Below are 26,803 nucleotides of genomic sequence, written 5' to 3'. Positions count from 1 at the left end.
AGGTGGAAGAAAATCACTATTAAAATTTCAATCTTAAAACTTAATTTATAAACGATTATATAGAGAATGAACGTTAAAAAAGGAAAAATAACTAGGAGGAATTTAACATGTCGGATTGGTTTCAATTAGATAAAGAATATATGATGTCTACATATTGTCGTACAGAGGTTGCAATGGAAAGAGGAGAAGGATGTAATCTATATGATGTAGATGGTAAAGAGTATTTAGATTTATTTTCTGGCGTAGGAGTAAATGTATTAGGATACAATCATCCTAAAATTGTGCAAACGACAATGGAGCAAGTTACGAAATCGTTGCATCTTCCATTTCACTTTTTAAACCCAGTTGCGATTGAGTATGCAAAGAAATTAGTTGAGTACTCTTTAAAAAACGGCAAAGTATTTTTTACAAACTCTGGTACGGAAGCGACAGAAACAACGTTGAAATTAATTGATAAATATAGATCTATTACGAATGAAGAGCGAGAAGGTGTCGTTGTGCTCAAAGGTAGTTTCCACGGGCGAACGTTAGGGGCACTTCATTTTACGAGACAAGAAAATGTATATCAAAGTTTCCCTAAAACATCTATTCCTGTATACGAAGTAGAGCGTGAGAATATAGAGCAATTAGAAGAAACAATTTTAAATGAAAAGCCTATTGCAATTATGTTAGAGCCTGTATTAGGAAGTGGCGGGATATATCCTTTATCAAGTGAATATTTATATGGTGTTCAACATCTTTGTGATAAGTATAATGTGCTGCTTATCGTTGATGAAGTACAAAGTGGTATGGGTAGAACGGGGAAATTGTTCGCTTATCAAAATTCTAATATTACACCGGATATTATTCAAATTGGTAAAGGCGCAGGAGGAGGGATACCGCTAGGGGGAATTATTGTGGGTGAAAAGCTATGCGATGTATTTTCACCAGGAGATCATGGCACAACATTTGCTCATTCATCAATGGGAACAGCTTTAGGTTTAACGGTATTAAATACATTACTTGATGATGGGTTAATGCAAGAAGCTTATGAAACGTCACTATATTTGAATGATAAACTGCAAGACATTCAAAAAGAAAATTCTTATTATATTCAGGAAGTGCGTCATGCGGGGATGATGTTTGGGATAAGTGTGAATGACACGAATGAAAATGTGAAGAAATTACAGATTGAGCTAATGAATAAAGGAATGTTAGTCGATGTAACACAAGGGAATATTATTCGATTACTTCCGCCGTATATTATTACGAAAGAGGAAATTGACGCATTCACTTATGAGTTTATTTCCTGTGTTCATAGCATAGCAGCTACAGCAAGTATTTAAAAAAATATAAAAAAATATAAAAAGCTGAAGAAGGCGCTATTTTAGCGCCTTCTTCAGCTTTTTAAAATAGTAAATTACTTAACATAGAGAGCATCTCATTGGACAAATAATTAATTATGTGAAACAATAATAACAGATAAGGAGACATTAATTTTCCTTAAGTGCTTCGAATTAATTTTATTCAATAAGAGAAGGTGTGCTTAAAGAAGTTAAATTAAACAAGGAGCTGTTTTATTATATGCAACAAAATAATGATTTAAATTTTGAACCTCAAGACGTTAATATTGTCAATCCTAAACAAGCCAGGAAAGCAGTGGTTGCTACTGGTATAGGGAATGCAATGGAGTGGTTTGACTTCGGATTATACGCGTATTTAGCGGTAATTTTAAGTCAATTATTCTTCTCAGGTGTTAATAATAGTGGTTTGCAGCTTGTACTTACATTTGGTACATTTGCAGCGGCCTTTCTCGTTCGACCAATCGGAGGTGTATTCTTTGGTAGAATAGGAGATAAGTATGGCCGAAAAATCGTATTAAGTACTACTATTATTTTAATGGCACTTTCTACATTATTCATCGCATTACTACCAACTTATGAACAAATTGGTGTATGGGCACCAATACTACTTTTAGTTGCCCGAATGATTCAAGGCTTCTCTACAGGCGGCGAATATTCAGGAGCAATGGTTTATATCGCAGAATCTTCTCCAGATAAAAAGCGTGGTATACTCGGTAGTGGTCTTGAAATTGGAACACTCTCAGGTTACATTGCTGCTTCGGTAATTGTTACTATTTTAACGTTATTGTTAACAGATGAGCAAATGCTTAGCTGGGGCTGGCGTATTCCTTTCTTAATAGCTGCACCAATAGGCTTGGTCGGTTTATATTTACGCCGTCATTTAGATGAATCTCCCATCTTTGAAGAGATGGAAAAAGCACAAGAGGAATCTGAAGACAATGAACAATTTTCATTTATGGATATTATTAAATATCACAAAAAAGACTTCTTATTAAGCACAGTAATTGTCGCCTTCTTTAATATTACGAATTATATGATTCTTTCGTATATTCCTTCTTATTTAACTCAAGTACTTAAAGTCAAAGAAACAACTGGCTTATTAATTATTTCGATTACGATGGCACTTATGATTCCATTGGCACTTTATTTCGGTAAATTAAGTGATAAAATTGGTAATAAACGCGTCGTGCAAATTGGTTTACTTGGTTTAAGCGTATTTGCAATTCCAGCATTTTTACTAATAGGTAACGGACATATTGCAGCTATATTTGCAGGTATTTTCGTATTAGGTTTCTTCCTAAGTGTGTATGAAGGAACACTACCTTCGTTATTACCATCACTCTTTTTCACCGATGTACGTTATCGAGCACTCTCGATCTCCTTTAATATTTCTGTATCTATATTCGGTGGAACAACACCGCTCGTATGTTCATACTTAGTTCATGCAACCGGTAATCCGCTCGCACCAGCATTTTATTTAGCAGGTGTAAGTATAATTGGATTAGTCGTATTTAGTGTACTATTCGTTACAACATCAGGACGTGCGCTAAAAGGTTCATATCCTACAGTAGAATCGAAAAAAGAAGCACGCCAAATCGCTAAAGAGGATCCGGAAGAAACACTTTGGTGGCATGAAGAATCTTTAGAAATTGAAGCAGGAAAAAAAGCATAATTTATGAAAAGCAACGTGGACTTTTACAAAAAGACTCCTAGTTTAATAGGAGTCTTTTTGTATACATCATTTTCTCTTTTTCTTCAAACTCTTCTCATACGCATAAAGCTTATGAACCTCTTCTTTAAATTCATTCAGAAGTACAATGTTTTCACCATTTGAATAACGTACTGCATTATACGCATCTATAATAATATGCCTCTGAATATGTATACCTTCATCATCATGAATTCTTTCTAACCATACTTCAACTGTTTCTCCTCGTTCCCGGTTTAAAGGAGGGGATAATTTACTTTCCAGCTTGAAAATTTCTTTTCGAATTTCATTATGTGGTGGTTTGTATCGCTTTATTCGTTTTTGGCCTATTCCTTCTTTATCAGTAATAATTGTAGATTCAAAGACAGGTATATTTGGTAAACTTAAATGTTTTCGATGTTTTATTATTTTCCAAACGATGTAAATGACGATGGCGGTACAGACTATTATGGTAATGCTATTTATAAGAGTTGGATCAAAAGGAAGGGGCTCCAAGTCATCTTTAATAGTAGGATCTTTTAGATTCCCTTTATTCGACCAAAAATCATCTGTTTCTTTTAATGCAGCTGCCGAAAATAACGGATTGATAGCGTATCCGAATCCTAACGCAACAACTTGAACAATATAAGAAAAAACAAGACGAATATAAGGGAATACCGGAATAAGTAAAGCACTAATTGTTCCAATAGCAATAATAGAAGTAAAACGTAATAGCTGTTGATTACGATTTGAACCTGTTTGCCAAAATGTAATCATAATGTGTAAAACTAATAATAATAATTTCCATAACGGTGGAAAAGGGGCATGAAATATAGCTGTAAAGACAAACCATAAAATACCGCCTAACGACTTTTGCACCGGATACCCAGGTCCGATTGCATGTACGATAAAGAAGAAAAGTGGTAACATAATTGTGCCAAAAAGAGAAAAAGGTAGAGTGAAAGAGCAACCGATGATTTGAATAATTAATAGTATTACAAACCCTGTCGTTCGTTTCTTCATGAATTTATGAATAAGAAGTACTCCAATATAGCCTGTTGCTAAAAATAGAGCAATAGCAACAAATTCATCTCTTTCTGTTAATAACGAAAGGAGGAGAAGCAGAATAAAGTCATTAACGTGATAGAGCCAAGTTTTCAACTGTTTCCACCATCCCTTCATTATTTATGAGAAATGTAGGTTGCGTTAGAAGAGGGAGCTCATTCTTCTGTATACCGATGTAAATCATCGTAGACGAGCGTTCTCTTTTTCTCGTTACATAGTGAAGAAATCCTTGTTTCGGAAGAAGTGTACTATCATCTGAAATACGTGCCAATTCCTCTAATGCCTTCCCATAATGCATTTGTCCTTCGTTTAATGGTAAGTGCAGAGGGCCACCTTCTGCTAATACACTAATAAACAATTCAAACGGAATTTGCTGCTTCGTTGCGTACTGGCAAATGTATGTTGTATATGAAATAAGTTCTTCTACATCATCTCTCCAACCAAACCCGCGATTAGCAGCTAAAGAAAGACAAATCGTCCAGCTATAATTTTTTACTGGTTCATATTGTTTTGCTTGTAATTCCTGCATTTTAGCAGATGCTTTCCAATGAATAGAGCGGAATGATTCACGTTCATATCGTTTCACACCGATAATAGATGTTTCATCATTGTAAAAAGAAAAATTTGTTCGATATGAACCATTTAATAGTTGCTGAAGTTCTTGCAAGCCTGGTACTTCTTTAGGAGAAGGATACACAATAATTTCGGTCTTTAATTTATCAAAAACAGGTAAATGTACATTCAATTGATGAAATGGATCTTTTAATACACATTCGAACTGTTCAATTTGAAACACACCACGCTTCGTCGCAGTTAATGTTAAATCCCATTTTTGCGCTGAATGTGCAGGTTGTGAAAATGGAAAGGAGAATAATGTCTTTGAAATTTGTTCAATTCCTTGATCTTTATGCGGTATAAGAGATGAATGTAAATGAAAATAACAAACCCCATTCACGAGTGGTATGCTTGCTCCATTTTTTAAATGAATAAAAAATTGTCCAGTTTCATCAGGAAATAGCCGAGTCGTCTGTTTCTCATTTATAACTTGAAACTTTTTCTCTATGAAAGCGACGTATTTATAAATGAAAATCGCAAATAAATAATAGAAGAAAAAGAGAAACATAAACATTCGTTGCGGGAAAAAGAATGTGAAAAGTAACGCGACTGGCACAGTTAATTGAATAATATGAAGCTGGAAAAATAAAGGTACAGTTACAACGCGTTGACCATTCATGCTTGTTCAATCTCCACAGGTACATCAACTTCTTTTAAAATCCTTTGCATAATTTCATTTTTTGTCGTGCGTAATGCACCTTCCATTGATAAGACGATACGGTGATTCCAAACAGAAGGAACTAAAAATTGAATATCTTCAGGCGTACAATATTCTCTGCCACGTAAAAAGGCTAATGCTTGAACTGCGCGCACTAAAGCTAAAGTGGCACGTGGGCTTACACCGTTAGCAATGTAATCGTGATTTCGAGTAGCTTGCGCAAGTTTAATTATGTAATGTTCTAACGGTTCTGATACGAAAATTTCTTTTACTTGTTTCTGCGCTTCTAAAATGTCTTCTAAAGAGATAACAGATGTAACACTTTCTAATGGTGTATCGTTACGAAAACGTCGCATCATTTGTAACTCATCTTCTGGGGCCGGATAACCAATTGCAATTGTCATTAAAAAGCGATCGAGCTGTGCATCAGGAAGAGGGAAAGTTCCTTGTGATTCAATTGGATTTTGCGTCGCAATAACAAAGAACGGTTTCGGAAGAGGAGTAGACTGTTTTTCAAGCGTTACTTGTCGTTCTTCCATTGATTCTAACAAACTAGACTGTGTTCTCGGCATTGCACGGTTAATTTCATCTGCTAGTAAAATGTTCGTCATAACTGGTCCGAGTCTTAATTCGAATTCGCTTGTTTTTGGATTGAAATATTCAATACCTGTTACATCACTCGGAAGTACATCAGGGGTAAATTGAACACGAGAGAAATTACCACCAATACTTTTTGAAATTGTTTTCGCCAGCAACGTTTTCCCGGTACCAGGCACGTCTTCAAGCAGTACATGTCCATCAGCAAGTAGAGAAACGAGTAGTAGATCAATAACATTTTCTTTACCAACAAACACAGACCCTATATTTTCTTTTAATGTATGAATCATATGTATCATTCCTTTCAGTATAAAAGAGTTAATATTTCTATATTTTAACAAATTATTCTGAAAATTGGTATGATTTTTCAATTTAAAGAAATGGATATTTAATTATTAAATTATATTATATATTTTGGAATATGATTATGATATATCGTATAACGATATATCATAAGACGATGTATTGGAGGTAGGTATAATGAATGCAAAAGCACAAAAATATATTCCATTAACAGAGGTGACGTATTACATACTTTTGTCATTAGTGAAACCAATGCATGGATATGGAATTATGCAAATGGTGGAAGAGATGAAAAAAGGGGAAGTAAAGCTTGGTCCTGGTACTTTATATGGGAATACGATGAAGTTAATTGTTGAAGTGGCCTCTACAGATAGAAAGAAGTGTTATGAGTTAACACCGTTTGGAAGAGAAGTTTTAGAGTTAGAGTATAACAGGTTGCAGAGATCTGTAAGAAATGGAAACAGTGTATTAGGGGAGTGAATGGAAGATGGGGACAAAGAAGATATTCAAACCTTTCGCGGTATGGAGTTTAGAAAAAGAAGAAGCTTTTTTACGGAAAATGCATCAAAAAGGCTGGGTGTTACAAAGGTATAATTTGATGTATACGTTTAAGAAAACAGAACCAAAAGATGTAATATATAAAGCGGATTTTAGATTGGTTTACAGGGATTCAAAAGAAAAACAACAAGAGTACTTTGAAATATATGAAATGTCTGGTTGGAAACGTGTCACAAGTTTTACAAGATGGAATTATTTTTGTAAGGAAGTAGAGGAGGGAATAGAGTTACCTGACATATATTCAGAAAATGACACGAAGGTGCAAAAAATGAAGGAGTTATTACAATTTTTCGCATTGATTTCAATAACTATATTACCCTCAATGTATAGCGTATTTTTAAGTTCAACAGAATCGAAAGTGCCAATTTGGGCGAAAGTTATGACAGGGTTTGTAAGTTGTATGTATGCTTATTTCTTTATGAGGATTTTTTGGAAAATCAAGAAATTGAAAAGCGAAATATTATAATAGTGATATGCGGAATCACCTTCTTTAATTTTTATGTAATTCCATTTTGTCCACTCTTTTTTACATAATAAAAAACTATATATTTAAGGCTTAGAACTAACAAGTTTAAGATATAAAATAAAGTAGCAATACCTAAAAAATCATAAATAAGGAACTACTGATTAACAATATTTTATTAGAGTTTTAATGTTTAAAGTGGTATTAAAGTAAAAAGCTGCAAACAGTAGAAACCATATATCTAGACCGTAAGAGCCGCTATCTTCTTCCAATTGAAAATCTAAAAGTAAAAAATAGCTATGTGACAAGTTAATAGTAGAAATGTAGATGGAATCATTCACTTTTTATTTAAAATCATTTGTTTTAATTCTCTTCTATAAATACTACTAAAAGGGTATGAGGTTTAACATATAATAAGGAAGGAATGCGTTTTTTGTTACCGCTTTAAACGGAAACATCCCTTATAGAGAAAAATCTATTTCTATAAGGGATAGTAACGATTTTATCCCGCATTAACGGGCAGTAACGCCCCCACTTCAAAATTCAGCGAAAGCAAAGAAGCTAGGTGGGGGATCAACTACCCGTAAAATCCCGATTGGTGAAGGCTAATAATCAGTGGGGGATGAACAAAACCTCCACTGATTAAAGTTTCACTTTATGAGAAAGACTGATTTTGAGCAGGTTTAATAAATTGTTCAGGGTTTTCAACAAGTCCGCATACAGCGCATTGGACTCGGTATGTAGGTCCTTGATAAGCCATATGAAAAGCATTCATCGTTTCATTAGTGTACTCTTCTTCTACTTGACCAGTTTGAGGATTTAACTTTACTGGTTTTACTTGTTGCTCAAGAATGTTAAAGCGAGTACGATTTGTTTTACAGCTTGGACAAAGCATTGGTTCCATATGTATACACCTCCATTTGTAGCATTTCTTAAACAGTATAATTTTATGCAAGTAAAAAAACTTTCTCAATATAAATAGGTGTTTAAAGTATTTAAAATTCAGAAAAAATAAAATATAATAAAAGTACGAACTGGTTATGTCCAAACCAAATCTCCTGTTTTATGCCAATAAGCTGGGAGGCCGAGAAATCGGCCTCATTTTTTTATGTTCATTTGTAGGAAGAACAAGGTTTTTTTGTAGTTTTTGTCGAATTTTTAGGGATGAATACAAAAGGGGGATGTAACATGAATTTAAAAATGAAATACATCATTTTATATGTAGAAAAGTTTGAAGAATGTTTAAGATTCTATAAAGATACTTTACAGTTACCTATAAAAGCTGAGCATGGTACATATATTGAATTTAATACTGGATCTACAATATTAGCGATGAATACACGAGAAGACGTGAAAGAATTAACAGGACTACCGCTTACAGAAGGTGAATTACAATCTTCTCACTTCGAATTGGGATTCGTAGTTGAGAATGTACAAGAAACAATTGAGCAATTCAGAGAGCAAGGTATTAAAGTTTTAGTAGAACCAATTGTGAAACCGTGGGGACAAACAATTGCCTACATTGCTGATCCAGATGGAAATTATATTGAAATTTGCAGTTCATTAGAATAGAGGGAGAAAAAGAGATGGGATTTCCGAAACTAGAAACAGAACGTTTACTTTTAAGAGAACTTACACTATTAGATGCAGAAATGATGTTCCAATATTTTTCGAAAGAATCTGTTATACGTTATTTCGGAATGGATTCTTTCGAAAATATTGAGCAAGCGAAAACAACGATTCAAACGTTTAAAAATCGTTATGAAGAAGGCAATGTGTTTCGCTGGGGAATAGAGAAAAAGGGGACGGACCAATTAATCGGAACGTGCGGATTTCATTTAATTAACAATCATCATAAACGAGCTGAAATTGGTTATGAATTAGATGATATATATTGGGGAAAGGGATATGCATCCGAAGCATTACAAGCCATCTTAACTTACGGATTTGAAAAGCTGCAACTTATAAGAATCGCAGCTGTCGTATATGTAGAAAATAAGGCATCTCAAAAATTGCTAAAAAAAGCAGGGTTTCAAGAAGAGGGATTACTTCGAAAACAAATGATTCAAAATGGAGTTGCTCATGATACCATTTTATTTTCTTTATTAAAAGAAGAGTGGAAGAAGCAATGAGTACGAGTGAAATTATAAGTATAATGAAGCAACATAAAGAAAACCGATTCATTATCGGAATAGATGGTTTAAGTCGTTCGGGCAAAACAACATTCGTAACAAAATTAAAAGAAAATATGAAACAAGAAGGCATTCCGTTTCATATTTTCCATATTGATGATCATATAGTGGAGCGTAATAAACGATATCAAACAGGATATGAAGAATGGTATGAGTACTATCATTTACAGTGGGATATTGCATACTTGCGGCAGAAATTATTTCAAAAGTTACAACATGAAACGAAATTGAAATTGCCTTTCTATTATGATGATACAGATTCATGTGAAATGAAAAAAGTCCAGATCCCTATTGTAGGTGTAATTGTAATTGAAGGGGTTTTTCTACAGCGAAAAGAATGGAGAGATTTCTTTCATTATATGGTGTATTTGGACTGTCCAAGGGAAACAAGGTTTCAGCGTGAAAGCGAAGAGACACAAAAGAAACTTTCAAAGTTTCAAAACAGGTATTGGAAAGCAGAGGAGTATTATTTAGAAATGGAATTGCCGAAGGATAGGGCGGATTTAGTCATACAATGATTCGAAAATAGAAGGGTGAATACAATGAATATTTTGTGGGATTTTGATGGGACGTTATTTGATACGTATCCTGCATATACGAAGATGCTTTCTGAAATATTAGGTGATACAGTAGATGAACAAGAAATATACAAAAACTTGAAAATATCATATTCTCACGCAATTCATTATTATAATATTTCATGTGAGCAGGAAGAAAAGATTAAAATTTTGAAGAAGAAATTTACTCCAAAAGATATGAAGCCTTTTGCTGGTGTCGAAAAGGTTTTGAAATTTGCAGATAAAAATGTAATCATGACCCATAAACATAAAGCAGGGGTTATGGAAATTTTAAAATATTACGGATGGGATAAATACTTCGTCGATATGGTTACAATTGACGATGGTTTCCCTCGAAAACCGAATTCTTTAGCGTATGATCATTTACATAGGAAGTACAATATTGATTTAGCTATTGGAGATAGAGAGTTAGATTTATTACCTGCAAAGGAATTAGGTATTTCAACATGCATGTATCAAGGGATTTGTGATGTAGCGGATTATTCTTTGGCACATTACTCGGAATTTTTTAAGGTAGTGGTTGATAGAGAGGTTTCTTTATAAATGGTTTGAAAATAACCTTTACTTTTCATACAAAAAGTAGAGGTTATTTTATATGTAGTAGGTTAATTATTTTAGGAAGCTTTTTCAAGAGCTTTATTAGTTTCTTTAAAAGGATTGGCTTTACAGGTTATACATGGTACACCTGCATATATATTAATAGAAGAAAATTTACTTTCGTTAGTTTCAAATTAAAATAAGATTTTTAATAATGGAGAGGAGTTAAGATATGGACTTTCAAAAAATGTTTAAAAAATATCGAGACGACCATCAACATCCAATGAATAAATTTTTTCACTTTATTGGTATTCCTACAATTATCATTTCTATATTCATTTTATTCGTGAATTGGAAATTAGGGCTATCATTATTTATATTAGGATGGATTTTTCAATTTGTAGGTCATGCAATTGAAGGTAAGAAGCCGACTTTCTTATCAAACCCAGCATATTTGGTAGTAGGTCCAATATACTTTTTAAAAAAAGTATTAAAAAGAAATTAACTCAATAAAAGTGCTATAGGCGGTAAAATAAAACCAAATTATAGTTATTCGTGCTAGTATGAAATCATAGCTATACAGAAGGGGTGGGTTATGATGAAAACCGAAATAGTCCTCAAAAAGAAGTACAGTATAATAAGCTATATATCTTTACTTATCGGAATTTTATGTCTTTTATTCGTTTTTATAACTCCAACGAGGATAGCGAATGTGGGTAATATAGTGGGAGATTATATTACCATTGCTCTTACAGGCGTAGGTATCATACTTTCAATAATTATAATGACGAAAAAAACAGAGAAGAAGGGGATAGGTATTCTTTCATTCATACTGTCCTCATCATTTTTTATATTTTGGATTATCACGATTATCTTATTGTTTACTGGTCAAATTAATTTCGCACCGTAATGTGCAATAAAAAGAGTCCTTCATGTGAGAAGGACTCTTTTTATTCGGTATCTTCAGGTTGATATTCTAAAATATCTCCTGGTTGGCATTCTAATGCTTTACAAATTGCTTCTAAAGTTGAAAATCGAATCGCTTTTGCTTTTCCGTTTTTCAAAATAGAAAGGTTAGCCATTGTAATTCCAACCTTCTCCGAAAGCTCTGTTACACTCATTTTTCTTTTCGCTAACATTACATCAATATTAATTATTATTGCCATATTATTCACCTCAGACCGTTAAATCATTTTCTGATTTTATATTAATAGCATCTTTTAATAGTCTTTGGAGAACGGCAGCAAAGACAGCGATAACCAATGAAGCAAAAATCATAATCATTCCAATAATAATAATGCCCGGGGCGTCATCTCTCTCTGCCACGAGATAGAAAAGCGGCATGCCTAATACATATAATACACTAATTGTTAATGCACTGTTCTTAATATTTTTCAACGCTTTTACAGACAATTTTGAGAATGCGTTGTTTTTGTCAATATAGTTTAACAGCTTAAACGTTTGGTACAGTGCGAAATAGTAAGGTATTGCTGTTGCGTATAAGTTGATAAATACAAGATATTTAATATATGCAATATCAGGATATAATTCTGCAGCGAAATTCCCTATTTTAGGAACTAAAAAAATGCACATAGCAAGAACAGGAATTCCCATAAGAATAACAGCCGTCTTTAAAAAGAGTGTTGATCCTTGTTTCATAAAAAGCACCTCATTTAATTATTATCTATATAATTTAACATGTAATTTATTGTTTAACAATAAACTTTTATTTAATTTAATCGTGTTTTTATTGATAAACAAATTTTTATATGATGAAGAGAATAATGACACTTTAATAGTAGAGAATATAGGGCTGTGACATATAACATTATTTAATTAATGAACGAAAGTGACGGTAATTGTTGTTAGCTTTATGACAATAGGGAACTAATAAAAAAGAACATATATAAGTTTGTATAAACGTAATGGGAAATTGGATCTTGTATATAAATGAATGTAAAGTTTATGGAGGAACAAAAATGATGAAATTGAGTAAAAAAGTGAAGGGGATATTATTAGTATCAACTGTAACATTAAGTGTATTAAGTACTGAAAGCATGATGAATTATCAGGCGGCCGAAGCTAAGGTGAAACAAGTAGAACATCAACCAAAAAATATAATTATGATGGTTATGGATGGAACGAGCTCTTCAGCAACAACGTTAGCTCGCTTGTATAAAGGGGCACCGCTTGCATTAGATGAAATCATAACGGGAGGTGTTCGCACATATTCAGCAGAATCCGCTATTACAGACTCAGCCCCAGCAGCTACAGCTTTAGCAACAGGGAATAAATCAAATTCAGGATATGTAGGTGTATTGCCATCTATTGTGAATTCACCTAGCTTAAAACCAATTAAAGAAGAGGAGAAGCTGCGGCCAGTTGCGAACGTTCTAGAAGGTGCAAAGCGCTCTGGTCGCGCAACTGGAATTGTTGCTACATCTGAAATTCAACATGCTACTCCTGCTGGGTTCTCTGCCCATCATGCTAACCGCAAGCATTTTGACATAATTGCGAAGCAGCAAGTGTATCAAAATATAGATGTCGTATTAGGCGGGGGAAAAGCAGCACTACAGCCTGTGAAAAGAAATGGAATCCGGAAAGATGGTGAAGATTTAGTTAAAGTGATTCAAGATAAAGGATACGACTTAGTTGAAACAAAAGATGCATTATTGAACTCTAAATCTGATAAAATTTGGGGCTCTTTCTCACATAATGCCCTTGCGTTCGATATGGATCGTGAAGTAACAAATCCAGAGCAACCAACACTTTCTCAAATGACGGAAAAAGCAATTCAAACATTGTCAAAAGATAAAGATGGCTTCTTTTTATTTGTAGAAGGAAGTAAGCCAGATTGGGCAGCCCATGCGAATGATCCGATTGGGATTATTAGTGATGTATTGGCATTTGATAATGCGGTTGCAGAAGCATTAAAATTTGCGAAGAAAGACGGTAATACGATGCTCATTGCTGTAGCTGACCATGGCAACAGTGGTATCTCTATTGGCAATATGAATACGACAAAGGGATATAATACTACACCTGTATCTGCATACATTGCCCCATTGAAAAAGGCGAAAATGACACTTGAAGGGACTACAAATAAACTGAAATCTGATTTATCAAATGTAGAAGGTGTAGCTAAACTATACGGTTTGGACAATCTAACTCATGATGAAAAAGAAAAGTTAAAAGCGGCAAAAAAGAAAATGGATGTAGGTCGAATCCTTACTACGTTATTGGCTAATCGTGCAAATATTGGCTTTACGACAGGAGGACATACAGGTGAGGATGTATTCTTATACTCTTATGGACCACAAAAACCAGAAGGCTTAATCCAAAATATAGACATTGCGAAGACGATGGCGAAAGCAATGGGCTTTAATTTAGAAGAAGTAACAAATAAAATATTTTTAGAGAGTGAACAAGCCTTTAAGAGAATTGGTGCCACTGTATCAATCGACAAAACCGATGTAGCAAACCCAGTGCTCGTAGTAAATCATAATAAAGTGGAAGCTCAATTAAGTGTTAATAAAAATATAATTCGTATTAATGATAAAGAGTATGAATTAGAAAGTATTATTGTAGAGAGTAATGGGAAGTTCTATGTACCGGAAGAAGCAATTCAATTATTTGTAAAGCATTCTCGTTAAAAAATTGCCAACTAGTTAACCTTGCTTGCTAAGCTAACTGGTTGGCAATTTTATTATGTTTTGTCCTGTAAATAGTGATGTTTGGATGCTGCCGCAAAATTTTCCGGATGAGACTTATATAAATGCAAAAGGGAAATTTTATTTTTTTCTTAAAATAAAGAATTTCGTTTGTAGAACAGTCTTTCTGCAACTTTATCAATATGAAGTTTATGAAAAAGAACACGCCATTCAGCCTGCATACTGGGGTGGTTATATACGACATAATGTGATTCAACGCAGAGTATATAATCAACAGAAGCAGTTTATAGAAGATCAATATGTAACGGAGAATCACGCTATAATGATGTACGAACCACTTTTAGCTTGTAATAATGAAAATAGTGAGTAATATGGTAAACCCATAGATTATATAGTATAGAATGTATGTAATTGTTATTTTTATCAAAAAAGTATAAATCCTAAATTTACTTGGTTTTCATTGGAATGAAAATAAGAAACACAGATGTGAAAAAGCACTGTGTTTTTTTTATGTATTTATTGGAAAAAAAAACTCGAATTATCGGCACAAATGCTCCTTCTTTCTTATTATAGAAGCTATTTTGGACGTAAGAAATTTGTAAGAAATGAGTAAGAAAAAAGAGATTTTCATTGTATAAAATATTTATTATATCTACACATAACACCTGATACTAATAGTATGCTATAATATGAATTAGCAACATACAGGAAAGGAATTAGAAAAATGACCTTACAAAATACTAAAAATTTAAAAAAACAAGTTGCTCCTTTTGAAAAATCAACGATTAAAAAAAGTGTTTGGCAACTTATCAACACAATAGTTCCATTTATTATTTTATGGTACCTTGCTTATAAAAGTTTGTCAGTTTCTTATTGGTTAACATTAGTTCCATCTCTGTTAGCCGCTGGATTTATGACACGAATTTTCATTATTTTTCATGATTGCACCCATTATTCCTTTTTTAAAAGTCGACGTGCAAATAGAATAGTTGGAACATGTATGGGTGTTTTAACTTTATTCCCATTTGATCAATGGGGGCATGAGCATTCTATTCACCACGCTACGAGTGGTAATTTGGATAAGAGGGGTACAGGGGATATTTGGACGCTTACAGTTGATGAATATGTAGCTGCACCATTTAGACTTCGTTTAGCATATCGTTTATATCGCAATCCATTCGTTATGTTTGGATTAGGTCCGATTTATGTTTTCTTGCTTAAAAATAGATTTAACCGAAAAGGTGCAAGACAGAAAGAACGTATGAATACTTATTTGACGAATATATTAATCGTTGCTTTAATAGGGGTACTTTGCTGGGCAATCGGATGGCAATCGTTCCTTTTCGTACATGGTACTATATTCTTAATAGCAGGCTCAATAGGTATTTGGCTGTTTTACGTACAGCACACATTTGAGGATTCTTATTTTGAAGAGGATAAAGATTGGGAATATGTGAAAGCGGCAGTGGAAGGAAGTTCTTTTTATAAGCTTCCAAAAATTTTGCAATTCTTAACTGGTAATATTGGATTCCATCATGTTCACCATTTAAGCCCAAGAGTACCTAACTATAAACTAGAAGAGGCACATAATAATACGCTTCCGTTAAAAAATGTACCAACGATTACGCTTGCTACAAGCTTACAATCACTACGTTTCCGTCTTTGGGATGAGAAAAGTAACAATTTTGTTAGCTTTAAAGATGTCAAAAATATAATTAAAAATAATGTTTCTGTTCGAGTGAAATCTGAACTATAACTTCATCGCATATGAAAAACTCCCCTTAATCATTTTTGATTTAAGGGGAGTTTTTGTTTAAATAGTAGATGATTGATGAGGAGGGGATTTCAAATTGTAATTACGAAGGATTAGGAAATGCTGTTAAGGATAATTGATTCGCGTTTAAATGAAGATGATGAAGTGAAAATAGAGCCTGCTGCAAATTTGCAACAGGAATCTATCATGGATAGCGGAAGACATCGGCTGAACGAAAATAACCGTTATCTTAATAACGATGATTACAACCTACTATTTCTCCCAAAGCTCAATCAGTCGTCCCTCAGGATCTTTAATCCAAATAAACTTTCCAAATTCACTAATCTCTTCTTTCTTTTCAAGAGGTACACCAATTTGTTCAAGATGCTGAATAGTCTCATGTAGATTATGTACTTGGAAATTTAACATCACTTGTTGTTCTGTTGGAAAATAATTGTCATCTTCATTGAAGAAAGAAAAGATAGTCTCAGTTCCTGATTCGGGTTTAATCACAGTCCCATTCCAATTTTCTATTTCAATCTTCAATACTTCGCTGTACCATTTTTTTATAACATCAATATTTTTAGTTCTCCAAAATATTCCTCCGAATCCTTTGATCATCTTATATAACTCCTGTCTATTTTTAAATTTTTAATGTGACGTAGTATAAATTTAATATATCAAAACAAAGTGGTAATAGTAAGGAAAAGCATCAACTTATGAACAATAAAAAAATAATAATTGCTAACAGCATTTCCTACATTAATTATACCGACATCATCTTTGAAACCAAAGTAAAGGAATGTAGCAATACTGACCCGTTTGAGGATAACACTTGAACGCAAAAACCTCCTGAACAATTCAAAACACGAAGTGCTATAAATAATCATTTCAATAGTATAGAAGAAATAGGGGAATTGTTCCTGAGAAAATGAATGAAGGAATGATAAAAGACCGCACATGAAGTGAAATCCATGCGCGGTCTTCTCTGTATCGTACAGTACTACAAAGGTTCGCTAATTTTAGCTTCTTTATGAGTGCTACTGGTGATTTTTTTCTTAATCTTAAAGTGATAGTAAGTGTAGCAAAAGATGATAAATGGTACAGTACAGTAGATTCCTAGTCTTTGATCGGGGATAAAGATAAGACTTACTAATATAATGCCATACAATCCAAAACCAAGAATGGGTACAAGTGGATAAAGTGGAGTTTTGAATTTTAAGTCTTTTAATTTTCCACCTTGAGCTAAATAGCGTTTACAGAAAAAGAATTGAGAAACACAAATTGACATCCAAACAATGATTGTAATGACTCCAGAAATTGAAATAAGCCATAAATAAACCGTTTCAGCAGCTACCACGCTTGTCAAAAGAGAAAAAGCAGAGATAGCTATCGTCAAGATTAAAGCGTTTAGTGGTATTCCTCGTGATGATAATTTCTTTAAAAAGGCTGGCGCCATTTCATTTTTTGATAATGACCAAAGCATGCGAGTTGCGGCGTACAGTCCTGAGTTTGCGACAGAAAGAACAGCGGTAAGAATAACAAAGTTCATAATATCAGCTGCATACGGAATACCGATATTATCAAAAACAGCAACGAATGGGCTCTTTGTTAATCCTGCTTCTTCCCAAGGAATTAAAGCTACGAGAACAAAAATTGCTAAAACGAAGAAAAACATCGTGCGCCATATAATATTTCTAATAGAACGAGGCAAAGTCTTTGCGGGATCTTCACTTTCACCAGCTGCGATTCCGACAAGTTCTGTACCTTGGAAGGAATAATTGACCGTAACCATTGTTAATAAAATAGCGGCAAGTCCATTCGGGAATAAACCACCGTGATTTACGAAATTTGAAAGAAGCGGAGCTGGTTCGTCTCCTTTTAAGTCAATAAAACCGAACATAGCGGCGCCACCAAGAATAATGAAAGCGATAATGGCAGATACTTTAATGCTTGAAAACCAAAATTCTGTTTCTGCATAACTACGAGCAGATAATGCGTTTATAGTGAATATGGTAACGCCAAATATTAAACACCAAACCCAGACGGGAATATCAGGAAACCAGCGCTGCATCGTAATACCGGCAGTTGTAAATTCAAGACCGGTCGTATTCGCCCAGCTTAACCAATACAACCAGCCGATTGTAAACCCAGTTGCGGGGTTAATAAACTTGGTTGCATATTCCTGGAAAGAACCTGAGACAGGCATGGCTACAGCAAGCTCACCAAGACATAGCATAACGAGATACATTAATAATCCACCGGCCATAAAGGCAAGTACGGATCCGCCAGGTCCAGCTTTACTTATAATAAAACCAGATCCGTTAAATAACCCCGTTCCAATCACACCACCGAGTGCAATCATGAATAAATGTCTACTTTTCATTGTTCGCTTTAATTCATTGTTTGTATTGTTTACTTGCGTCATTGTTTTCCTCACTTTCAAAATTGGTAGTATGAAAATTGATGTTTTTCCGTATTATGGAATGTATTCCGTGATGTGAAATCTTGTTCTAATTTTCAGATAATTAAAAAGAAAAGTCAATATTTTTTTGTTTGCGTTTTCAAAATGTTGATAGCGTATCTTTTGTTTATTTTGAAAATTAAATAAATTTATTGATTTCAGTTTGAATTTTTGATAAATTGATAGTTAATTAGGCTAAACATACTACAAGTAAAGTTGAGGCGAATTATGGTACAGTCCATTGATCGAGCGATAAGTATTATTAAGCTATTAAATTCTATAAATGAAAAAGAGTATTGGGCTATTTCTGATATAGCTGATGGAACACATCTTCCGGTTAGTACAGTACATAGATTACTTAATTCTCTAATGGAGCATGGGTTAGTTACACAAATTTCAGAAACAAAGCAGTACAAGATTGGGCCAATGTGGATGGAAATAGGATTACGTCAATTGGAGAAGGTAGACTATAGATCTGTTGCAAGGGAAGTGATGAAGCGATTGGCCGCTGAAGTGGAAGAAAGTGTCTATTTGAACATTCCAAATGGAACTCATTCTATTATTATTGAAAGAATTGATAGCCCTTTAAAAATTCGGGTTATCGATAACTTAGGGGAACAGATTCCACTTTCGATTGGCGCCGCAAATAAAACGATGCTTGCCAATATGAAAACGAATGAAATGGAATACATTGTAGAACAATTACTTTCTTCTTTACCAGAACAAAAGCAAATTCTTCTTAATCAAATAAAACAAATAGAAAATGAAGGATATGCTGTAAGTTATGGTGAAAAAACAGAAGGGACAGCTTCAGTAGCTGCACCTATTATCGGATTCAATCATAAAGTAGTAGGAGCATTAAGTGTTGGGTTAATTAGTCATCGTATTAATGATGATCGACTATCTTTTCTTATTAGTAAGGTAAAAGAAGCAGCTCATGAAATTTCAATAAAAATCGGCAGTACATCAGAATTATAATTTTGATAACTGTCGTCATTTTTTATTCATATATTGGAATTGATTTTCATAATGCGGAAAAATAGGGGGATTACTATGTCGAAGTGGCAATCAAAAGAACAATTGATTCAGTTATTAAGCAATCTTGTTGAAATTCCTAGTATTACAGGTTCAGAGGCTGAAGTTATATTACCAGACTTTGTTGTAGAACAATTATCTGACTTACAGTATTTCAAACAAAATCCGCATCATTTGCAAAAAAATCCGACGGGGGATGGACGATATTTTGTTACCGCCCTAGTAAAGAAAAGTGATAGTACGAAAAATACTGTAATTCTTGTTAGTCATTTTGATGTTGTAGATGTACAAGATTATGGAGTGTGGAAAGAAGATGCATTTCATCCTAAAAAGTTAACATCTATGTTTTACTCTCATAAAGATGAACTACCAGATCATGTACGTGAAGATATAGAACAGGGAGATTGGCTATTTGGTAGAGGGACAATGGATATGAAATGTGGTCTAGCTTTACAAATGGCAATGGTTGAGCAAGCTTGTGAAGGAAGATTTGATGGAAATGTTCTTTTATTAGCTGTTCCAGATGAAGAAGTGAACTCCGTAGGGATGAGAGCAGCTGTTCCGAGATTATTAGATTTAGCAAGAGAACATGATTTAGAATTTAAAACGGTTCTAAATTCAGAGCCTATGTTTTCAAGGCATCCTGGGGACCAAAATAAGTATATTTATACTGGTTCTATCGGTAAGGTGTTACCTGGTTTTCTTTGCTATGGAAAAGAGACACATGTAGGCGAACCTTTTGCAGGCTTAAATGGGAGTTATATGGCTGCATTATTAACAGCAGAATTAGAGTTGAATACGGACCTTTGTGATATTGTAGATGGTGAAGCGAGTCCTCCACCAACTAACTTGCTTCAAAGAGACTTAAAAGAGGACTATTCTGTACAAATTCCGCATCGTGCAGTCACACTATTTAATTTGTTTTTACTAGAAAAATCGATGACAGATGTCGTTTCGTTGCTGCGTCAAAAAGTAACGAAAGTAGCAGAGAAAATCGAAGCGTCTTACGAGAAGCAGGCATATCGTTTTTCTAAATATAATCCGTTCATACCTCCTAATCTTAAAGTAAATGTATTAACGTATGAAGAGCTTATCGCATATGCAATTGAACAACATGGACAAGAAACAATAAATGATATTCAATCTAATATTATAAAAAATAGAGAAGATAAAGATGATCGCGCAGTAACAATCGATTTAGTTGATAAATTAGCTATATTATGTAAAGAAAAAGCGCCGATGATTGTACTTTTCTTCGCTCCGCCGTACTATCCAGCTGTGAGTTCACGCAACAATCCTTTCATTAAAGAGGTAGTTGTAGAAATGGAAAAGTATGCCCAATACAATCATAGCATTACATTTGAAAATCAAAATTATTTTGGCGGAATTTCAGATTTAAGCTATGTGGGCTTACAGAATCCATTGGATTCAATGAGTTCTCTTGTAGACAATATGCCATTATGGGATAAAGGCTATTCAATTCCACTTCAGGAATTAGAAGAGTTTGACGTGCCAGTATTAAATATGGGGCCGGTAGGAAAAGATGCACATCAATGGACAGAACGTCTAGACGTAAATTACGCATTTGAAACACTATTCGATATGTTACCGATATGTATTGAAAAATTACTTGTATCTAATAAAATTACACAGTCATAGTTAGGTGTGTATAAAAGTGAATGAATGGAAAACATAACATTCTTAGAGAAGGTATAGAACTAGAAGCCAAAAAGAGGATTTGAATAGAATTATTTTAATATAATAAAAACAAAACGGGCAAACTCAATCATTTATGAATTTGTCCGTTTATCTTTTATTGAAAATAGGGGTATGTAAACTACATGTGTATATAGTCAAAAACAGTTTGTAATTAGTGTTTACTTTTTAGTTTGATTAGATAATTCAATAGACTTTTGCGTGCAACGTTGCATAGCTGAAATGATGGCTGTTCGTAAGCCTTTTTCTTCTAATGTTGCTACAGCCTCTATTGTCGTTCCGCCTGGGGAACAAACCATATCTTTCAATGCTCCTGGATGTATTCCTGTTTCCAATACCATTTTTGCAGAACCTAACACAGCTTGGGCTGCGAATTTATATGCTTGATTTCTTGGCATACCATCTAGTACAGCAGCATCTGCCATTGCTTCTATAATCATATATACGTATGCTGGCGAAGAACCACTTACAGATGTTACAACATCCATTAATTTTTCGCTTACGATCTCTGTTTGACCAAAACTATTGAAAATGTTTAGTACATCATCTAAATCTTTTTCTGTAACCATTTCGTTAGGGCATAAAGCAGACATTCCTTCTCCAACAAGAGCAGGAGTATTAGGCATTACTCTCACAACCTTTAATTTTTTATCAAAGGCATCTTCAGTACTATTAATGCTTTTCCCTGCAGCGATTGTTACGACGATAACGTCGTTTTTGATCACTTCTTTTATTTCATTAATGACGGAGGAGTATAAGTCTGGTTTGATTGATAAAATTAAAATATCAGCATTTTTAGCTACTTCATTGTTGTCAGTAGTTGTAGTTATCCCGTATTTTTCACTAGCATTTTTTAAATTCATAGTGTTCAAATCTGAACACATGATTTTATTTGAAGATACTATATTATTGTTTATCATACCGCCAATTATAGCCATCCCCATATTTCCGCATCCGATGAATCCAATTTGTTTGTTCATAATAACTCGATCTTGCTCCTTTTATAATAAATTATATCGGTTTGATATTGTTTTTGTAGAATAACAATAACATCTCCATGCAATATAAAGAAACATTTTAAGAGAATATATTCCTTTTTGCAATACAAAAATATAAAAGTCAATTATATTAGACAGTATATAAGTATGTGCACTATAATTTAGGATTTTGTGTTATATATCTTAGTATGGAGAAAAAAAACATATGTTATCAATTATATAAATGACAGGTGAGATCCTTTAAAGATTTATGTTAATAAATATGCGTATAGTTATAGCAAGTTTTTTTAGAAATGGTGATCATAATTTCTAAAAAAAACTTATTATCCTATACAATTTTCAAAATAGCTCTTGACACAAAATCGAAGTATATCGCATAATATAAAAAAATCAGATCGAAAATCGTTGAAGGGAATTAGTACATATGTCTTCTTACGAAAGAGAGTGGAATTCACCGGCTGAAAGATTCCTCGTATAGAATGTATCGAACCTATCCCTGAGTCTTAAATGAAAGTTTAGGCGTTCGCCTGCGTTATAGGCGTCAAGTGGATATCTATGTATATCAATCAAGGTGGTACCGCGGAACAATGACCGTTTCGTCCTTATTATTTTATTAAGGGCGAAGCGGTCATTTTTATTTTGCTCTTTCATACTACGGGGCAGCATTGATGAGAATAAATATAGCTGCAAACTGAATGAATAGAAGTGTAATGTATAAAAACTTTGATTTTAGACTTGGGGGTTACAAAAGTGAAAAAACAACGAATTGTTGTAAAGATAGGGAGTAGTTCCTTGGCAGATAGTCATGGAGGCATTTCTAAAGAACAACTTTCAGATCACGTTGCCGCATTGGCACGACTGAAACAGGAAGGGCATGAAGTTTTGTTAATTACATCTGGAGCCGTCGCAGCAGGTTTTTCTGCTCTTGGGTATCCTAGCAGACCAGTGACAACTAAAGGGAAACAGGCTGCAGCAGCTGTCGGACAAAGTTTATTAATGCAGGCGTACACAGAGGAGTTCCGTAAATATGATATTGTTACTGCACAACTTTTATTAACGAGAAGTGATTTTTCTAGAAAAGAACAATACAGTAACGCTTACGCTACTTTAGGAGAGCTACTAAACCGTTCCGCTCTTCCTATCATCAATGAAAATGATTCCATTTCTTTAGAGGAGCTGACGTTCGGTGATAATGATATGCTGTCAGCTTTAGTAAGCGGACTTGTGTCGGCAGATATGCTTATGATTTTTACGGATGTGAACGGTTTATATGACAAAAATCCTCAAAAAAATACGGATGCGAAAAAATATTATTTTCTTCCTGAAGTTACGGAAGAAATCGCTTCTCTTGCTGGAGATGCTGGTTCAAAACTTGGGACTGGCGGTATGAAATCAAAAATCGATGCTGCAAAGACGGCACTATCTCTTGGAGTGAGTGTATTTATCGGAACAGGACGTGGACAGGAAAAGTTTTTAGATGTTTTGAAGGGCAAAGGTGATGGAACGTATATCGGTAATGCTCCTCAAAAAGTAATTAAAATGAACAAGCAATGGATCGCTTTGCATTCGCTTGTTAGCGGTCAAATTGAAGTAGATGCCGGGGCAGCTACTGCTATCATTCAACATGGAAAGAGCCTTCTTCCTGCTGGTGTTACAAATGTGTCAGGATTTTTCCAAGTGGGCGAAGTCGTGGAAGTAATTACGCAACAAGGGCGCGTAATAGGAAAAGGACAATGCACATATAGCGCGGAGGAACTAAGGAATTTAAAAGGTATGCAAAGCCAAGATATTCAAGCAAGAGGGGAAAGGCATAATTATGAAGTCATCCATAGAGATCATTGGGTTTCATTTTAAGAAAAGAGAGCACGCAAATTTGAATGGGCAGGTAAGTTTTAGATACTCGTGTGAAATGATTCTCAAATAATATACTGATTAACCTTTAAAAAGGAGGAAATAAAAATGAATGAAGTGTTGGCAAAGGGGAAAAAAGCGAAAGAGGTTGCTAGAGAACTTGTGCTTACATCTACAAATCAAAAAAATGAAGCACTTACCGCAATTGCTGATCAGTTGATAGTAGAAACAGCTTATATTGTAGAGGAAAACAAACGGGATATTGAAGAAGGTAAGGCAAAAGGATTTTCTGAGTCACTCCTTGATCGTCTTATGCTGAATGAACAACGTATCACTGATATGACTGAGGGAATTAAGCAGCTAATTGATTTACGTGATCCTGTTGGGGAATGTGTAAGTGCATGGGAAAGACCAAATGGACTATCTATTCAGGAGATGCGAGTACCACTTGGTGTTGTCGGGATGATTTACGAGGCAAGGCCGAATGTGACAGTAGATGCTGCTACAATTTGTTTGAAAACAGGAAATGCAGTCATATTGCGTGGTAGTTCTTCCGCTATCCATTCTAATAAAGCGATCGTTGCTGTAATTCACCGAGCGCTCAAACAAACGAGCTTGCCTCAAGAAAGTGTACAGCTCATAGAAGATACGACGCGAGATAGCGCGAAGCAGTTATTTACATTAAATGACTACTTGGATGTTCTTATCCCAAGAGGTGGCAAGCAGTTAATCGATACTGTAGTAAGAGAAGCGTCTGTTCCAGTACTTGAAACAGGTGCGGGAAATTGTCATATTTTCATTGATGAAACAGCGGATAAACAAATGGCATTTAATATTATTATAAATGCAAAAACGCAGCGTCCATCTGTATGTAATGCAATTGAAACGATTATACTTCATGAAAAGTGGGCGCAGCAATTTGGTAGCGAACTGTTTTCTTTATTGAAGGAAAGAGGCGTGGAGCTACGTGGTGATAAGAAAGCATTGGCAATTGATTCTTCTATTGCATTCGCTTCAGAAGAGGATTGGGAAACTGAGTTTTTATCTCTCACGCTAGCAGTTAAAGTAGTTTCTTCTATAGAAGAAGCGATTCATCACATAAATACGTATGGATCTATGCATTCTGAAGCGATTATTTCAGAAAACGAGGAAAACGTCAGCAAATTTTTCGTATCTGTTGATGCGGCGGCACTTTATCATAATGCATCAACTCGTTTTACTGACGGATCTGAATTCGGATTCGGAGCAGAAATTGGCATCAGTACACAAAAGCTACACGTAAGAGGACCAATGGGGCTTCCAGCATTAACTTCTACAAAATATGTGATTCGTGGGAATGGACAAATTCGAAAATAAAAATAAAAGACACTCAATTTTCGTTTGGGTGTCTTTTATTTATAAAATTATTTACCACACAAAAAGCCCCACGAGCATAGCGCTTAACAAGGAAACAGCCATTCCGCTAACAAGAAGCTTCCAAACATTTTTACCGATTATCGATGATTTTTCTCCGCCAAATAATGAATTGTAAGTTCCGTATATCATACCTACTGTACTAAAGTTAGCAAAAGAGGCTAGAAATGTAGTTGCAACAGCAATCGTATGCGGTTGTAAAGACTTTAAGTTTGATTTTAAATCCATCATGGCAACAAATTCATTCGTTGTGATTTTGATTCCCATTAATTCAGCTACATACATAGCATCTTTACCTGTTAAACCGAGTAAAAAAGCAAAGGGACTAAAGATAATGGAGAAGATTTTTTGAATTGTTAAACCTGCTACAAAAAAGCTTAAAATACCATTTAGACATGCTGTTAAAGCTACATATCCAATTACCATAGCTAAAATAACGATTACCATATTCATTCCGACTAACATACTGTTTGAAATAGTAGAAAAGAAATCTTTTTTTTCATTTTTTGAAGGTTTATAAACAACATCTTCTTCTTTCGTAACTTCAATAGGATTTAAAACATTGGCTAAAATTAATGCGTTAATACAGTTTAAAGGAATAGCGCTGAAAATATATGTTGCTGGAACCATTGATAGATAAGCACCAAGAATGGATCCGCTGACACTACTCATACTCATAATTCCAAAAGTCAACAAACGATTTTCTTTTAAAACAGATAATTGATCACGAACAACCGCAAGTGCTTCCGTATTTCCTAAAAACATCATTTGAATGGAAAAGAAACTTTCTAACTTTGGTAAACGAGAAATCTTAGAAATAAGTGCACCAACTTTATCAATAATCCAAGTTAAGACTCCAAAGTAGGAAAGGATATCAAAAAAAGTGATAACAAAAATGATAGGAAGTAAGGCGCTAAAGAAGAAATCAACTGTTTGATTTTCCATAGCTGAAGGAAATCCAAAACGAATACCTTCATTCGCGCACGATAGTAGCCAACTGAAAAATGACGCAATTTTATTAATGATAATACTGCCCAATTTGGTGCCTAACATAAACCACGTAATAAAAAGCTCCAATATGATTAGAATAACGATTGGTCTCCATTTTATTTTTCTTTTATTAGGCGAACAAAGGAAGACGATTAATATTACAACAAAAATCCCTAACATATTTAATATGAAATGCATGTCAACAACTCCTTGAGGCTTATTATTTGTATATAAAAAAGCCTCTATTCTTCCAAATTTGGATTATGATCAGGAGTTATGAAGAATGTGAATTATGTTTAGGATTCATCTATTTCAA

The 26,803-nt window shown here is 34.2% G+C and carries 26 protein-coding genes, 1 pseudogene and 1 other annotated feature; of the genes and pseudogenes, 17 read left to right on the top strand and 10 right to left on the bottom strand.

Going from position 1 to position 26,803, the window contains the following annotated elements:
- Window positions 1–107 precede the first annotated feature (107 nt).
- Window positions 108–1,325, top strand: coding sequence for an aspartate aminotransferase family protein (locus JDS95_RS14420; protein ID WP_085450323.1), 1,218 nt, complete (start codon window positions 108–110; stop codon window positions 1,323–1,325).
- 238 nt (window positions 1,326–1,563) lie between these two features.
- Entirely contained in the window at window positions 1,564–3,015 is a 1,452-nt protein-coding gene (locus JDS95_RS14415; RefSeq protein WP_001186948.1) for an MFS transporter, read from the top strand.
- A 66-nt stretch (window positions 3,016–3,081) separates the two neighbouring features.
- On the opposite strand, the gene JDS95_RS14410 is transcribed toward JDS95_RS14415, so the two are convergent.
- Genes JDS95_RS14410 through JDS95_RS14400 form a run of 3 tightly spaced genes read right to left on the bottom strand, consistent with a single transcriptional unit; the run spans window position 3,082 to window position 6,255 of the window.
- Window positions 3,082–4,191 carry a DUF4018 domain-containing protein gene (locus JDS95_RS14410; RefSeq protein ID WP_085450322.1) on the bottom strand — a complete coding sequence of 370 codons (1,110 nt, stop codon included), beginning with the start codon at window positions 4,189–4,191 and terminating at the stop codon, window positions 3,082–3,084.
- Entirely contained in the window at window positions 4,166–5,329 is a 1,164-nt protein-coding gene (locus tag JDS95_RS14405; protein WP_085450321.1) for a DUF58 domain-containing protein, read from the bottom strand. The genes JDS95_RS14410 and JDS95_RS14405 overlap by 26 nt, the downstream gene beginning before the upstream one ends.
- Entirely contained in the window at window positions 5,326–6,255 is a 930-nt protein-coding gene (locus tag JDS95_RS14400) for an AAA family ATPase (RefSeq protein WP_000582002.1), read from the bottom strand. Before JDS95_RS14400 ends, JDS95_RS14405 begins: the two co-directional genes overlap by 4 nt.
- 190 nt (window positions 6,256–6,445) lie before the next feature.
- Here JDS95_RS14400 and JDS95_RS14395 point away from each other — a divergent pair, with 190 nt between their 5' ends.
- Together JDS95_RS14395 and JDS95_RS14390 are read left to right on the top strand one after the other, a co-directional pair.
- Window positions 6,446–6,748, top strand: coding sequence for a PadR family transcriptional regulator (locus tag JDS95_RS14395; protein WP_085450320.1), 303 nt, complete (start codon window positions 6,446–6,448; stop codon window positions 6,746–6,748).
- 7 nt (window positions 6,749–6,755) lie between these two features.
- Window positions 6,756–7,292: a DUF2812 domain-containing protein gene (locus tag JDS95_RS14390; protein WP_085450319.1), complete on the top strand. Its 537-nt coding sequence runs from the start codon at window positions 6,756–6,758 to the stop codon at window positions 7,290–7,292.
- 652 nt (window positions 7,293–7,944) lie between these two features.
- On the opposite strand, the gene JDS95_RS14385 is transcribed toward JDS95_RS14390, so the two are convergent.
- Window positions 7,945–8,193, bottom strand: a complete 249-nt coding sequence (locus tag JDS95_RS14385) for a hypothetical protein (protein WP_000433610.1) — start codon at window positions 8,191–8,193, stop codon at window positions 7,945–7,947.
- Window positions 8,194–8,477: 284 nt separating this feature from the next.
- On the opposite strand from JDS95_RS14385, the gene JDS95_RS14380 reads away from it, so the two are divergent.
- From JDS95_RS14380 to JDS95_RS14355, 6 genes are all read left to right on the top strand, one after another.
- On the top strand, window positions 8,478–8,861 hold the full coding sequence (locus JDS95_RS14380; RefSeq protein ID WP_001049858.1) for a VOC family protein: 384 nt from the start codon (window positions 8,478–8,480) through the stop codon (window positions 8,859–8,861).
- 14 nt (window positions 8,862–8,875) lie between these two features.
- Window positions 8,876–9,421 (top strand): GNAT family N-acetyltransferase, encoded by a 546-nt coding sequence (locus JDS95_RS14375; protein WP_000506651.1) that lies wholly within the window; start codon window positions 8,876–8,878, stop codon window positions 9,419–9,421.
- Entirely contained in the window at window positions 9,418–9,999 is a 582-nt protein-coding gene (locus JDS95_RS14370) for a kinase (RefSeq protein WP_085450318.1), read from the top strand. The genes JDS95_RS14375 and JDS95_RS14370 overlap by 4 nt, the downstream gene beginning before the upstream one ends.
- A gap of 24 nt (window positions 10,000–10,023) precedes the next feature.
- A complete protein-coding gene (locus tag JDS95_RS14365) occupies window positions 10,024–10,602 on the top strand; it encodes an HAD-IA family hydrolase (protein ID WP_001024226.1) in 579 nt (192 codons plus the stop codon).
- Between the two features lie 226 nt (window positions 10,603–10,828).
- Window positions 10,829–11,101 (top strand): Mpo1-like protein, encoded by a 273-nt coding sequence (locus JDS95_RS14360; protein ID WP_000347330.1) that lies wholly within the window; start codon window positions 10,829–10,831, stop codon window positions 11,099–11,101.
- Between the two features lie 93 nt (window positions 11,102–11,194).
- On the top strand, window positions 11,195–11,506 hold the full coding sequence (locus tag JDS95_RS14355) for a hypothetical protein (RefSeq protein ID WP_085450491.1): 312 nt from the start codon (window positions 11,195–11,197) through the stop codon (window positions 11,504–11,506).
- Between the two features lie 40 nt (window positions 11,507–11,546).
- Here the strand turns inward: JDS95_RS14355 and JDS95_RS14350 are convergent, their stop codons facing one another.
- Entirely contained in the window at window positions 11,547–11,762 is a 216-nt protein-coding gene (locus JDS95_RS14350; RefSeq protein ID WP_000974611.1) for a helix-turn-helix domain-containing protein, read from the bottom strand.
- Between the two features lie 10 nt (window positions 11,763–11,772).
- Window positions 11,773–12,255: a DUF2975 domain-containing protein gene (locus tag JDS95_RS14345; protein ID WP_000809100.1), complete on the bottom strand. Its 483-nt coding sequence runs from the start codon at window positions 12,253–12,255 to the stop codon at window positions 11,773–11,775.
- A gap of 320 nt (window positions 12,256–12,575) precedes the next feature.
- Between JDS95_RS14345 and JDS95_RS14340 the strand changes: the two genes are divergently transcribed.
- The 3 genes and pseudogenes from JDS95_RS14340 to desA all read left to right on the top strand — a co-directional run bounded on the left by JDS95_RS14340 (window position 12,576) and on the right by desA (window position 16,023).
- The gene (locus tag JDS95_RS14340; protein ID WP_000977075.1) at window positions 12,576–14,249 is read left to right on the top strand and encodes an alkaline phosphatase; all 1,674 of its coding nucleotides are present in this window, start codon (window positions 12,576–12,578) and stop codon (window positions 14,247–14,249) included.
- Window positions 14,250–14,421: 172 nt separating this feature from the next.
- A pseudogene (locus tag JDS95_RS14335) lies at window positions 14,422–14,637 on the top strand (VanW family protein); the annotation flags it as partial.
- 354 nt (window positions 14,638–14,991) lie between these two features.
- Entirely contained in the window at window positions 14,992–16,023 is a 1,032-nt protein-coding gene (gene desA / locus JDS95_RS14330; RefSeq protein ID WP_000174972.1) for a Delta(5) desaturase DesA, read from the top strand.
- Between the two features lie 270 nt (window positions 16,024–16,293).
- Here the strand turns inward: desA and JDS95_RS14325 are convergent, their stop codons facing one another.
- Window positions 16,294–16,641, bottom strand: coding sequence for a VOC family protein (locus JDS95_RS14325; RefSeq protein ID WP_000589584.1), 348 nt, complete (start codon window positions 16,639–16,641; stop codon window positions 16,294–16,296).
- A 382-nt stretch (window positions 16,642–17,023) separates the two neighbouring features.
- Complete coding sequence (locus tag JDS95_RS14320; protein ID WP_199690573.1) at window positions 17,024–18,448, bottom strand: amino acid permease; 1,425 nt, start codon at window positions 18,446–18,448, stop codon at window positions 17,024–17,026.
- Window positions 18,449–18,712: 264 nt separating this feature from the next.
- Between JDS95_RS14320 and JDS95_RS14315 the strand changes: the two genes are divergently transcribed.
- Both JDS95_RS14315 and JDS95_RS14310 read left to right on the top strand, forming a co-directional pair.
- On the top strand, window positions 18,713–19,462 hold the full coding sequence (locus JDS95_RS14315; RefSeq protein ID WP_085450317.1) for an IclR family transcriptional regulator: 750 nt from the start codon (window positions 18,713–18,715) through the stop codon (window positions 19,460–19,462).
- A gap of 75 nt (window positions 19,463–19,537) precedes the next feature.
- Window positions 19,538–21,178: a M20/M25/M40 family metallo-hydrolase gene (locus tag JDS95_RS14310; protein ID WP_085450316.1), complete on the top strand. Its 1,641-nt coding sequence runs from the start codon at window positions 19,538–19,540 to the stop codon at window positions 21,176–21,178.
- A gap of 218 nt (window positions 21,179–21,396) precedes the next feature.
- Here the strand turns inward: JDS95_RS14310 and proC are convergent, their stop codons facing one another.
- Window positions 21,397–22,215: a pyrroline-5-carboxylate reductase gene (gene proC, locus JDS95_RS14305; RefSeq protein WP_085450315.1), complete on the bottom strand. Its 819-nt coding sequence runs from the start codon at window positions 22,213–22,215 to the stop codon at window positions 21,397–21,399.
- Between the two features lie 414 nt (window positions 22,216–22,629).
- Window positions 22,630–22,840: a binding site (T-box leader), on the top strand.
- 143 nt (window positions 22,841–22,983) lie between these two features.
- Here proC and proB point away from each other — a divergent pair.
- Together proB and JDS95_RS14295 are read left to right on the top strand one after the other, a co-directional pair.
- A complete protein-coding gene (proB, locus tag JDS95_RS14300) occupies window positions 22,984–24,087 on the top strand; it encodes a glutamate 5-kinase (protein WP_000744733.1) in 1,104 nt (367 codons plus the stop codon).
- 105 nt (window positions 24,088–24,192) lie between these two features.
- Complete coding sequence (locus tag JDS95_RS14295; RefSeq protein ID WP_001006650.1) at window positions 24,193–25,440, top strand: glutamate-5-semialdehyde dehydrogenase; 1,248 nt, start codon at window positions 24,193–24,195, stop codon at window positions 25,438–25,440.
- Between the two features lie 51 nt (window positions 25,441–25,491).
- Here JDS95_RS14295 and JDS95_RS14290 read toward each other — a convergent pair whose 3' ends face one another.
- A complete protein-coding gene (locus JDS95_RS14290) occupies window positions 25,492–26,685 on the bottom strand; it encodes a nucleoside transporter C-terminal domain-containing protein (RefSeq protein WP_199690572.1) in 1,194 nt (397 codons plus the stop codon).
- Window positions 26,686–26,803: the final 118 nt, after the last annotated feature.

The organism is Bacillus cereus group sp. N24 (genome assembly GCF_016483345.1).
Taxonomy (GTDB): domain Bacteria; phylum Bacillota; class Bacilli; order Bacillales; family Bacillaceae_G; genus Bacillus_A; species Bacillus_A toyonensis.
This window is presented reverse-complemented; position numbering and strand designations above follow the sequence as displayed.

Coding starts and splice junctions, on each gene's coding strand:
- JDS95_RS14420 (WP_085450323.1), top strand. CDS start 108: ATGTCGGATTGGTTTCAATTAGATAAAGAATATATGATGTCTACATAT.
- JDS95_RS14415 (WP_001186948.1), top strand. CDS start 1,564: ATGCAACAAAATAATGATTTAAATTTTGAACCTCAAGACGTTAATATT.
- JDS95_RS14405 (WP_085450321.1), bottom strand. CDS start 5,329: ATGAATGGTCAACGCGTTGTAACTGTACCTTTATTTTTCCAGCTTCAT.
- JDS95_RS14400 (WP_000582002.1), bottom strand. CDS start 6,255: ATGATTCATACATTAAAAGAAAATATAGGGTCTGTGTTTGTTGGTAAA.
- JDS95_RS14395 (WP_085450320.1), top strand. CDS start 6,446: ATGAATGCAAAAGCACAAAAATATATTCCATTAACAGAGGTGACGTAT.
- JDS95_RS14390 (WP_085450319.1), top strand. CDS start 6,756: ATGGGGACAAAGAAGATATTCAAACCTTTCGCGGTATGGAGTTTAGAA.
- JDS95_RS14385 (WP_000433610.1), bottom strand. CDS start 8,193: ATGGAACCAATGCTTTGTCCAAGCTGTAAAACAAATCGTACTCGCTTT.
- JDS95_RS14380 (WP_001049858.1), top strand. CDS start 8,478: ATGAATTTAAAAATGAAATACATCATTTTATATGTAGAAAAGTTTGAA.
- JDS95_RS14375 (WP_000506651.1), top strand. CDS start 8,876: ATGGGATTTCCGAAACTAGAAACAGAACGTTTACTTTTAAGAGAACTT.
- JDS95_RS14370 (WP_085450318.1), top strand. CDS start 9,418: ATGAGTACGAGTGAAATTATAAGTATAATGAAGCAACATAAAGAAAAC.
- JDS95_RS14365 (WP_001024226.1), top strand. CDS start 10,024: ATGAATATTTTGTGGGATTTTGATGGGACGTTATTTGATACGTATCCT.
- JDS95_RS14360 (WP_000347330.1), top strand. CDS start 10,829: ATGGACTTTCAAAAAATGTTTAAAAAATATCGAGACGACCATCAACAT.
- JDS95_RS14355 (WP_085450491.1), top strand. CDS start 11,195: ATGAAAACCGAAATAGTCCTCAAAAAGAAGTACAGTATAATAAGCTAT.
- JDS95_RS14350 (WP_000974611.1), bottom strand. CDS start 11,762: ATGGCAATAATAATTAATATTGATGTAATGTTAGCGAAAAGAAAAATG.
- JDS95_RS14345 (WP_000809100.1), bottom strand. CDS start 12,255: ATGAAACAAGGATCAACACTCTTTTTAAAGACGGCTGTTATTCTTATG.
- JDS95_RS14340 (WP_000977075.1), top strand. CDS start 12,576: ATGATGAAATTGAGTAAAAAAGTGAAGGGGATATTATTAGTATCAACT.
- desA (WP_000174972.1), top strand. CDS start 14,992: ATGACCTTACAAAATACTAAAAATTTAAAAAAACAAGTTGCTCCTTTT.
- JDS95_RS14325 (WP_000589584.1), bottom strand. CDS start 16,641: ATGATCAAAGGATTCGGAGGAATATTTTGGAGAACTAAAAATATTGAT.
- JDS95_RS14320 (WP_199690573.1), bottom strand. CDS start 18,448: ATGACGCAAGTAAACAATACAAACAATGAATTAAAGCGAACAATGAAA.
- JDS95_RS14315 (WP_085450317.1), top strand. CDS start 18,713: ATGGTACAGTCCATTGATCGAGCGATAAGTATTATTAAGCTATTAAAT.
- JDS95_RS14310 (WP_085450316.1), top strand. CDS start 19,538: ATGTCGAAGTGGCAATCAAAAGAACAATTGATTCAGTTATTAAGCAAT.
- proC (WP_085450315.1), bottom strand. CDS start 22,215: ATGAACAAACAAATTGGATTCATCGGATGCGGAAATATGGGGATGGCT.
- JDS95_RS14295 (WP_001006650.1), top strand. CDS start 24,193: ATGAATGAAGTGTTGGCAAAGGGGAAAAAAGCGAAAGAGGTTGCTAGA.
- JDS95_RS14290 (WP_199690572.1), bottom strand. CDS start 26,685: ATGCATTTCATATTAAATATGTTAGGGATTTTTGTTGTAATATTAATC.